Source organism: Mycoplasma marinum (assembly GCF_004335975.1).
Lineage (GTDB): Bacteria > Bacillota_I > Bacilli_A > Mycoplasmatales > Metamycoplasmataceae > Mycoplasma_K > Mycoplasma_K marinum.
The window spans coordinates 80,012-90,794 of the sequence record NZ_PSZO01000001.1; the positions used below are offsets into that span (position 1 = coordinate 80,012).

The following is a 10,783-nucleotide window of genomic DNA, read 5'->3' on the forward strand; positions in this document are numbered from 1 at the left end:
AAAGTCTTTAAAAAGTAAGACAATGCCATATCTTACACAAAATAAAACATACCTTACTTTTGTTCTTGTTAGCAATTATAATTAATGATATTAGCATGATAATAAGAAAATATTATTTATAAAACAAAAACCAACTTAAATTTAACATAAAAGATCTATAAAGAGCATTAGATAAATGTATAAGCAAATAAAAATAGCGAATAAAAAGGCACCACTTTATAAGTGTGAACCTTTATCTAAATTAAATTTATTATTCAGCATTAATTTCTTCTCATGCTTTGTAATAATCATATACGTTACGTGGTGCACTATCATTATCTGCACTATGCCATTTAACGCTAGAGAAGTCAGTGGAACCATGTATTTTGGAAATTTCTTCTATATTTTTAGAAAACATACCAATTTTATTATTGTAAGCATAATTAAATGCATCTGCAAAAGGAATACCAATATAGTGAAGTATATTGTTTTCATCAATTACATCATTTGGACTAGAAACAAAAGGAAGAGTTAATCCTTTATTCATTATTGTAACTGCTCAACTTGATTCAAAAGAACCATTATTATCACTATCGAAAAATATACTACCTGCGATTCTGTCATATGTTTGGGAAAATGAAGTAAATACTGAAACAGTAGTACCAACAGGCATTATTTTATCAGCTAAATCTTTACCTGCTTTAGCATATTTATATTCATCTCCTGTTGTAGGGGCATATGGTTTGCCACCATATCCACCAGTTCCAATTTCAGGAGTATCTATAGAAGCTATTCTTATTTTAGCTATTCCAGTTTTGATATCAACACCTGGTCTACCTCATATCTTTTTATCTAAAAATTTAACTTTTGGAGTGTCACCATCATGCCAATTAACTATCTTAACCTTATAAGGTTCAATACTATAAGAAGATTTTAAAGTTTGAAGTGCTTTTTCAAAGGTATTATTTCTACTTTCAAATGTTGGCTTTGAATCCTTATTTTCACTTCCACACGAAACCACAAATGCAGCAGGGGCAATTGCAGCTAATGAAATAGCAGCAGTTCCAAGTGTTATTTTAATTTTTTTATTCATATTTTGTTCCTTAAATAATTTTATTTGTTCTTGCAGCAATTTTAATTTTGCTATAAATTTTACTTACAGATTCAGCTTTACCATTACTTGTATGAGCATTTGTAAAGATAGATTTAATAGTTGCTGATAATGTTTGTCTTAAACTTGAAGAGTAATCATCAACTGGTGTAAAGAATACACTTCCACTATCACTTTTAACTTGTTCTTTGTAAGAATTAAAGGCAATTTGAGCACCTTTTGTATGAATTGTTTGCGTTGCACTATTAAAAATTGGGTTTAATTTTTCTTCAAATCCTGAAATAGGTGTCATATATCCTGACATTTTATCAAATGCTTCAACAATTGAATTACCAGCTGGGACTTTAACATTATATTTACCACTTCACTCTGTTTTAGTCATACTTTTTTGATTATAAAATCAATTTAAGAATAATACTGTTGCATTATCCTCTGGTTTATTTGCATGAATCCCAACAAACGAAGGTCCTTGTGCAAATGCCATTGTTTTTTTAGAATCTTTATTTAATTTTGAAATACCAGGAAATGCTTGCATTTCATTTTCTTGTAATGATTCATTAGAAGATTTAGCATAGGGAATAATAGTTGATTCACCAATTGGAATAACACCGTACCCACCCTTAATTTCTTTGTAATCCTTAAGATTTAAAGAGCTAGCTTTTGTTCCATCAGATGCGTCTTTTAATAATACGAATTCTTTGTGTGTTTTTGCATATTCGTTAATACCTTTTATGGCATCCTCACCAACTTCAATGTAATATTTTTGGTTTTTATCATTTTTATCTTTGGTTGCAACAATAGGATTGTAATGAGAGTTTTTTGATGCTTGACCAACTAATTTTCCAGCCTTTTCAAATATTTTGTAAGGTTTAAAATTACCAATTGAAACAGTTTTTCCAGTTGAAAGTTTAGCTTCCTCCATAATATTAACCATACCGCCTTTAGTTGATAAGTGTGAATATCCAGCACTAGATCCAATTGAGAATATAACACCATGTTGTTGCATTAGTGAAGAAGTATATTCACCACCACCAGCAATTTTAAGCGCTCCTGTTTCAACATGTTTTTTAAGTTCTCCCAAGATATCCTTAAATATTTTATTTTGCTCAGATTTTTCATCAAATAACTTATAGTCTACATAACCTTTTCCGCCTTTTTCTTTAGAAAATAAGAATTTATCCATATCATTATTTTCTTTTAGATATCCAAGAGAGTAGACAAGGTTTGTACCTGAATCATGCCCAACAACAAATTTTTCTCCATCAGCTTTAAGCCCATATCCCTTTGCAACAGCATCCGAGAATTTCATTAGTGATTCTCAAGAGTCGAAGATTGAGTCATCAGCAGCATCTACAATAGCCTTTTGAGTTCCGGGTTTTAAACTTCCTCAGTTTTTAGGTTTCTCTTGTTCAGTAGCATCTGCTTTATTAATTACATCATTATAAATATTATCTAGCTTAGGATTTTTACCAGGCTGATATCCAGCTTGGTGTAATACCATATATAAAAGAACATTGTTCACTCCTACCATTTCAGTTGATTTACCAAGTGGAACCATATATGCACCTGAAGAATCTGCTCCACCAATTTGTGAATTAATTTTCATGAACTTATCAGAAATAAGACCTTTATCAAGTCTAGGTGTTGTCTTATTCATATCAAATGCAAATTTATATTTATTAATAATACCTAATGCATCTGCATACTCAATAAGTAAGTTTGGCATACCTTTAGTTTTTTTGGATTGAATTTTACTTGAAAGTGTAGAAGCCATTTTACCATACCCGCCTTCAATACCAACAACCTTGACAGGCATAAATCCTTTTGTACCTTTTTGTTGTGCATTATATTCTGCAACAGCAAGATCTAAAGCTTTCTTTTGGTTACCAGTTGCACTTCAACCTGTTTGAATAATAATTTGGCCATCATTATCAGTATCATATTGTTCGATACCCTTAACACCACACGAAACTACAGAAATAACAGGAACTGCAATTACTCCCATTGTAGCAAGTGCACCCGTCATAATTTTTTTTGATTTAATCATTTATTTTCTCCTAATTTTATTTTGTTGTTTTTTTAAATTATCGCATTACTTTAGGGTTTTACCCTATATGCTTTTAAATTATACATTTTTGAGTACAATCTCAATTATATGCAAGCAAAAACTAACATTGGTATTTTAAAATAAAAAAATAGAAACAAATTATTAATATGCTTAAGCTGAAGAATATTATTCAAAAAAGGTATTTTTAATCTATGTTTTCACATATATACATGTAAAATATGAAATTAATATGTCAATAATAAATCAGCTAATAAAAAAAACTAAAACGTAAATGAAAAATATTTTTTCATCCATTATAAGAAAACTTCCTTTTGAAATTTCATTGATTCCTTAATTCACCTAATTAATAGCGTCTTTAAAAAATGTAGAACTCTTTATTTATGTCTATCTTCTTGCAAATTTATCAATATTTCTTTTAATTAAAAATGAGTGTTAAATAGTTAAGAAAATAATATTAGAAGTTATTAAAAAACCAATATATACTCGGATAGGTATTTTATTTATTAACATTAATAAAGAATAAATTTTAGATGGTTTAAAATGTTAATATCAAAAATTAAAAAGAAAAAAGAAAGCGCTAGCTTTCAATTAATTCTTTGGCTGTTTCTAACTTAACAGTGAAGAAAGAAGTAACACCTCTATTTTGCATTGTAGCACCAAATAGATGATCTACATTTTCCATTGTACCAACACGGTGAGTAACAACAATGAATTGTGTAGACTCCTTTAAAGATTGAAGGAATTGTGCATACCTTAAAACATTAGCTTCATCAAGTGCGGCTTCAACTTCATCCAATATACATAGAGGAAGCGGTTTAGATTTAAGAATTGCAAATAGTAGTGAAATAGCAATAATGGCCTTTTCCCCACCTGAGAATAATTTTAAATTTCTAACCGATTTACCAGGAGGTTGTGCGATAACGTCTATACCAGTTTCTAATAAGTCATTTGGATTTGTATACTTAATTTCAGCAGTACCACCACCAAACATTGTTTCAAAAACTCTTTGAAATTCTTCTCTTGTTTGTTTAACTGTTGTATCAAGTTTAGTAATAATAATTTTATCCATTTCATTAATTGCAGAAAGGATTGTTTGTTGTGCTGAAAATAATTCTTCCTCAGAAGTCTTAAGTTTTTCAAATCTTGTATTAACTTCCTCAAATGCATCAATTGCATCAAGGTTTACATGTCCTATTTCAGAAACTTCTCTTCTTAAAACTGAAACTATTTCCCTTGCTTCTTCTTTGTCTAATTCAAGTTTAAATTCTTCTGTTGCTGCATCAATAGTTAATGAGTATTCTTCAGAAAGACGTTTTGTTGCAGTCTTAACATAAAATTCTGCTTGATTCTTTTTAGTCATATTTTCTGATGAATCAGAATTAATTTTACGCAATGTTTTTTCAAGTTCCGTTTTAACCAAAGTCACTTGTGTCAATTCATTATTGATAAACATGATTTTTTCACGCTTAGCTTTAAGATTAGCTGATAAGTGTGATTTTTCAGCTTCAAGGTTTTCTACAGATCCAAGAGAAATTTCCTGTGTCTTAGAAATATTGAATTTTTGATTAGAAGCAGCTTCATACTTATCTTTTAAATATGAGTATTGTTCTTGGATGTTAGATTGTTTTTCTTTTGTTTTGGCAACTTCAACATACAATTCTCCAATGATTGCTCTATCTTCTGAAATAACATTTGATAATGCGGATATAGTTGAAGTTATTTTAGAAACTTCTTGTTCAATTAATGGTTGAGCATTTTTCAATTTTTCAATTTGTTTATCAACACCAAGTAAATCTCTTGACTTACCAGCTTGACCACCAGCAATAACACCACCAACACGAATAATATCTCCAGTTTTAGTAACAACCATATAACGTTGACCAAGTAATTTAGAAATAGATGTTGCATTCTCAATGTGATCTACAACAATAATATTTCCCAATAAGAATTTTCTAAGTATATTATATTGAGGTTTTGATTTCACTAAATCTGCTGCTACACCAATAAACCCATCTTGTGATTGAAGAGCTAATTTATGATCTTCTCTAACTGATTTTGGTTGTATTGATTGTAGCGGTATAAATGTTGCACGCCCACCTCTATTCCTTTTAAGGAAATTAACACATTTTACAGCTGTTTCTGATTTATCAACAACGATATGTTGTAATGCATTTTGAAGAATTGTTTCTGTAGCAAGAGCAAACTCTTCCGGAACTTCTAATGAATCTGCAACTATTCCCTTAACACCAGGAAATATTGTTCTATTATTCATTATTGTTCTTGTACCTTGAAATAAGTTAGTTTTATTATTTTTATGATCTTCTAAAATATCTATTTTAGTTTTAATTTTAAGTAGTTTTGAAGAATCAAGTTCTTTTTTATTTTTAAGACTTGTAATTTGAAGTTCTTTTTCTGAAGCTTCAGCTTTTTTAGATTTTACATCCTCTTCAGCCTTTGTGATTCATGATTTATATTGCAACAACTTCATAGACATTTCTTCAAGTTGTTCTTTCATAGCATCAGTTTTAGCAGTCGCAGAAGAAGATACTTGGCCATCAATTATCATTTGACGTCTTTGTGCGTTAATTGAATCCTTAAGTTCTAAATCGCGAATACTTTCAGAAACTTCTTGAAATCTTGTATTTAATTTTAAAACTTCGTTTTCAAGATTTAATTTATATGATGTTTTTTGTTCTACTTCATCTTCAGAAGTTCTAATTCTTGACTCTAAATCTTCTTTTGTTTCAATGACATCAACTAATTTGTCATTAAGTACTTCTAATTCAGCATTATAAAATTTAACATCCTCGACAATTAACCCTATTTCAACATCTTTTAACTCAGCTGTTTTTTCTAAATATAATTTAGCTTTATCAGCTTGTTTTCTCAATGGTTTTAATTGACGTTCTAACTCGTAAACAACAGTTTGAACTTTTTCTAAAGCTTCTGTTGTATTATCTAATTTTTTCATAGCTTCTTTTTTTCTAGATTTATATTTAGAAATACCAGCAGCTTCCTCAAAAATTCCACGCCTTTCTTCGGGTGTTGCTTGAGCTATATCTGAAATTGTTCCTTGAGAAATTATAGCTAATGAAGATTTTGACATACCTGTTTCCATGGCTATTTCTTTAATATCTCTTAATCTTGCTAATTCTCCATTAATAAAATATTGGTTCCCACCTTTTCCTCTTTTTAATCTTCTTGTAATAGATATTTTTTTATGTGGAATGGATACCTTTCCTTCTGAATTATCAAAAGTAAGTGTTACTTCTGCTTGATTCATTGCTTTAACTGTTTTTGAACCTGCAAAAATTACATCTTCCATTGAATCACCACGAAGTGATTTTGATGATTGTTCACCTAAAACTCACTTAATAGCATCATTAATATTTGATTTACCTGATCCATTTGGACCAACAATTCCAACTACACCACCATCAAAATTTAATGTTGTTTTGTCCGCAAATGACTTAAAACCATGCGCTACCACTTTTACTAATTTCATTATTTACCCCCTTTTAATAATTTCAGTGCTGCTTTTGCTGCCCTTTGTTCCGCTTCTTTTTTGGATGCTCCTTTTCCAGCACCAAAGTGATGTCCATCATGTTCAACTTTAGAAAAGAATAATTCACCATCTTTATGAGTTTTATATTTTACAACTTCCCTTGATTCACTTTGTAAGAATTCTTGTAATAATGTCTTCGAATCTTTTAATTCTTTCTTTGAAAATTTTCTTAATTTTTCGAATACAGTAACATCCATAAATGCCTCAAATATTTCTCTACCTTGATCTAAGAATATTGCTGCTGTAAATGATTCAAATAAATCAGCAAGTATAGAATCATTTTCTCTTAATTCTTCTGCACCATTACCAACACGAAGTATTTCACCTAATTTTAATCTTTTAGATAATTTAGCAAATGAATCTTTATTAACAGCCTTAGCTCTTAAAAGTGTCATCTCACCTTCTGAAAGTTTTGGGAAATTATTAAATAAATAAACACCCACCGCTGCATCTATTAAAGCATCACCAACAAACTCTAAACGTTGATATGTGTAGTTATATCTCTTTTCATTAGCAAACGTTTGGTGTGTGAACGCTTGATAATAAATATCGATATTCTTTGGTTTAATTCCAAATTGATCTAATATTTTTTCCATTATTCTGTAACCTTTCTAATCTTATTCATAGCATCATTATTAACAGCTTCTTTAATTTGACCAAAAGCACCTGCAAAAGCTTTTACATCACTTGAACCATGGCATTTTATAACAATTCCATCAACACCAATAACTCAAGCAGCTCCAACAGTTCTAAAGTCCATAGTGCTTTTAAGATTTTTGAAAGCACCCTTAGAAAGTAGAGCACCGAATAATCTTAGAGGATTTTTCTTAATTTCTTTTTTAAGAGTTTTCCCAATTGTTAGTCCAGTTCCTTCCATTGATTTAAGTATCATATTACCAGCGTAACCATCAACAACAGCAACATCAGTTGTATGTGTTAATAATCCTCTTGATTCAATAAAGCCTTGGAAATTAATATTTTCATCTTTTTCAAGAAGCTCATATGCATCATTATGGAATTTCATACCCTTACCTTTTTCAGTACCAACATTAATAATAGAAACCCTAGGATTTTCAACGCCTAAAATATGCTCAGCAAATACATTTCCTATTTTAGCTCATTGATAAAGCAATTCTCCTTCTACTTCCAAAGTTGCACCCACATCCATCATTACAAAACGTTTTCCTGATTTATTTGTCGGAAAAACAGGCATAAATGCTGGTCTGGAAACACCTTTAAGTCTTTTTAAAACTAAAGTTGCATAAGCAATGTAACCTGCTGACGATCCAGAAGAAAGAACGATGTCAGCTTCTTCTTTTTTCACCAATTCAATTGCTTTATACATTGAAGTTGTTCTATCTCTAACTACCATGGCACCTTTTTTTACATCTACAGTTATTGGTATGTCTAGTATAGAAATTCTTTCATGTTTTTCAGTTAAAAATTTATCAATTTGTTTTTTATCTCCAACTAAAATAATCTTATAGTTTGGATTTTTTTTAATAAAATTCAAAGAAGCAACAACGGCAGGTTTTGGTCCGTTATCGTTACCCATTACATCAAATGCTATCGTTGTCATATTTACTTCCTTTCATATTTAAAATTATTCAGCTGCAATCAAGAAGTTATAAACTGGTTGATCTCCTGCTTTGACTTCTATTTCAACATCATAGTTGTTTTCTAAATAACTTGATATTTCAGAAGCGTCACTCTTAGTAGAATCATCACCATAATAAATTGTAATAATTTCTGTTTCATCATTAATAACAGTTTTAATAGCAGTGATTGCTGCCTGAACTGAAGATGGATTTGTACCAAGAATTTTTTTATCTGCAATTGAAAGATATTCTCCTTCAGTAACTTTAACTCCTTCAATTCTAGTTGTTCTTGAAGCTTTAGTTACTTGGACTGTTTTAGTAGCTAGAATTGCTTCTTGCATTTCATCTTTGTTATCCGAAAGTGTTCCTTCACGATCAAAATTTAATATTGCTGAGATTCCTTGCATTTGAGTTTTTGTATGTACAATAACCACTTGTTTATCGGTAATTGTTTGTGCTGCTTGTTGAGCAGCTAAAATAATATTTGAGTTGTTAGGTAAAATAATTACTTTGTCTGACTCAACATCATTAATTGCCTTAATAATATCTGAAGCTGAAGGGTTCATAGTTTGACCACCTTCAATAATAAAGTTAGCACCATATTCTTTCATATCATTAATAATACCTTGACCAACATTACAAGATACAATTCCTATATTCATAGTTTTGGATTTTGATGCAGCTGGTGAAGATTGTTTTTGAGAAGCAGCTTTATTTTCAGTCGCTTGTTCTGTCATATTATCAATTTTAATTTTGAAAAACTCACCAAACTTATGTGCAAAATTTAAGACTGTTCCAGGTTTTAATGCATGAATATGTACTTTAAGAATCTCTTCATCAACAACAACAACCGCTGATGTACCTAATTTATTAAGACCTTGTTCAAATTTTTCTTTTTTAAATGTTTTTTGATTTTTTAAGTTAACAATAAATTCTGTACAATATCCAAATTCACCATCAAATGTTTCTTCTGAAAGTAATATCGCTTCACCTGTTGATTCAATAAATGGTGTAGCTTCCCCCTCAAGATGTTTAGACATACCTTGTAGGAATTGGAATAATCCTTCTCCACCTGAGTCGACAACACCAACTTCTTTAAGAACTGGTAATAAGTTCGGTGTATTATCTACTGATTTCCTAGCTTCTTTTGTTGCTAATGAAAAGATTTCAGTAATTGACATTGAAGGAGTAACAACTTTCTCCAATGCATCTGCTGTTTCTCTAATAACAGTAAGAATAGTTCCTTCAACAGGTTTCATAACTGATTTATAAGCATATATTTTTGCTTGCGTAAACGCCTTTACTATATCAAATCCGTTTGCTTCTTTTTTATCCTTAAGACCTACTGAAAAACCTTTAAAAATTTGTGAAAGAATAACACCTGAATTACCTCTTGCACCTAATAGCATACCTCTTGCGAATTTAGCTGATATTTCAGAAATTGAGTCAGAATCAATTTTTTGAATTTCTTCAGAAGCATATTTTGCTGTTGCAGACATATTTGAACCAGTATCTCCATCAGGAACTGGAAAAACATTTAATGCATCTATTCTATTTGCATCATTCCTAACTCCATTAACTCCTGATACAAGAGCCTCTTTTAGTAACTTACCATTAATTTGTTTCATTATTTAACTCCTTTAATATAAATATTTACTTTCAATATTTTTTCTTCGATTGTTTTAAAGTATGACTGTATTGCAGATAATAATTCACGAGATGCTATTTCAGCTCTAACATTTAAGGAAATAATAATAAATACCTTTATATCTATACCTTTTGTTGTTTGAACTACATCAATTCCTTTTGTGTAATTTTTTTCAGATAGCACTCTTGGATTAAGTGCTTCTGATTCTTTATTTACCAATCCAACAAGACCAGGAACGGTACTAATAGCATTAATTATTCCTTCCTTTAATACTTGAATTTTTGTTTCTGACATTTAAGCCCCCTTTAATTTACCAATCTATTATACCATTTATTTCATATATATACTTGTATATATATACTAACATAAACCATTAAATATATATTTTTTACCTATTTTTTAGTTTTTAGTTTATAATAATGATACCTAATATGTAATAAAATATTAATATAAATTATAAGGAGGAATCATGGCAAGAAGATGTTCAATCTCAGGAAAAGGCCCAATGTCAGGGAACAATAGATCTCATGCTTTAAACGCAACTAAGAGAACTTTCGGTGTTAACTTACAAAAAGTTACAGTTATCGAAAACGGACAAAAGAAAAAAATTAAAGTTTCTGCTAAAACAGCTAAAACTCTTAAGAAAAAAGGACTTGTTGCTTAGTTCTTTTTTTATTTTCTTAATAAAAAAATAAAAAAAGTGCTAAAAACACTTTTTCCTCGATTGAAATTTAAAGTGCAACACTTAGAGTTAAAATTTAAGTGAGGCACTTTTCATATGCAATTATCCAAAATAGGCAAATGAAAAGTCCCT

At 29.9% G+C, this 10,783-nt stretch carries 8 protein-coding genes; 1 reads left to right on the forward strand and 7 read right to left on the reverse strand.

Annotation, left to right across the window (positions count from 1 at the left end; genetic code table 4):
- Positions 1-250: 250 nt before the first annotated feature.
- The 7 genes from C4B24_RS00385 to C4B24_RS00415 all read right to left on the reverse strand — a co-directional run bounded on the left by C4B24_RS00385 (position 251) and on the right by C4B24_RS00415 (position 10,263).
- The gene (locus C4B24_RS00385; RefSeq protein ID WP_131598253.1) at positions 251-1,072 is read right to left on the reverse strand and encodes a hypothetical protein; all 822 of its coding nucleotides are present in this window, start codon (positions 1,070-1,072) and stop codon (positions 251-253) included.
- Positions 1,073-1,082: 10 nt separating this feature from the next.
- The gene (locus C4B24_RS00390; protein ID WP_131598254.1) at positions 1,083-3,137 is read right to left on the reverse strand and encodes a P68 family surface lipoprotein; all 2,055 of its coding nucleotides are present in this window, start codon (positions 3,135-3,137) and stop codon (positions 1,083-1,085) included.
- Positions 3,138-3,735: 598 nt separating this feature from the next.
- A complete protein-coding gene (locus C4B24_RS00395; RefSeq protein WP_131598255.1) occupies positions 3,736-6,663 on the reverse strand; it encodes an AAA family ATPase in 2,928 nt (975 codons plus the stop codon).
- On the reverse strand, positions 6,663-7,319 hold the full coding sequence (gene rnc, locus C4B24_RS00400) for a ribonuclease III (RefSeq protein WP_131598256.1): 657 nt from the start codon (positions 7,317-7,319) through the stop codon (positions 6,663-6,665). The genes C4B24_RS00395 and rnc overlap by 1 nt, the downstream gene beginning before the upstream one ends.
- Positions 7,319-8,302, reverse strand: coding sequence for a phosphate acyltransferase PlsX (gene plsX / locus C4B24_RS00405; protein WP_131598257.1), 984 nt, complete (start codon positions 8,300-8,302; stop codon positions 7,319-7,321). The genes rnc and plsX overlap by 1 nt, the downstream gene beginning before the upstream one ends.
- Before the next feature lie 24 nt (positions 8,303-8,326).
- On the reverse strand, positions 8,327-9,949 hold the full coding sequence (locus C4B24_RS00410; protein ID WP_246005060.1) for a DAK2 domain-containing protein: 1,623 nt from the start codon (positions 9,947-9,949) through the stop codon (positions 8,327-8,329).
- The gene (locus C4B24_RS00415; protein WP_131598259.1) at positions 9,949-10,263 is read right to left on the reverse strand and encodes an Asp23/Gls24 family envelope stress response protein; all 315 of its coding nucleotides are present in this window, start codon (positions 10,261-10,263) and stop codon (positions 9,949-9,951) included. The genes C4B24_RS00410 and C4B24_RS00415 overlap by 1 nt, the downstream gene beginning before the upstream one ends.
- A 175-nt stretch (positions 10,264-10,438) precedes the next feature.
- Between C4B24_RS00415 and rpmB the strand changes: the two genes are divergently transcribed.
- A complete protein-coding gene (rpmB, locus tag C4B24_RS00420) occupies positions 10,439-10,633 on the forward strand; it encodes a 50S ribosomal protein L28 (protein WP_131598260.1) in 195 nt (64 codons plus the stop codon).
- Positions 10,634-10,783 lie beyond the last annotated feature (150 nt).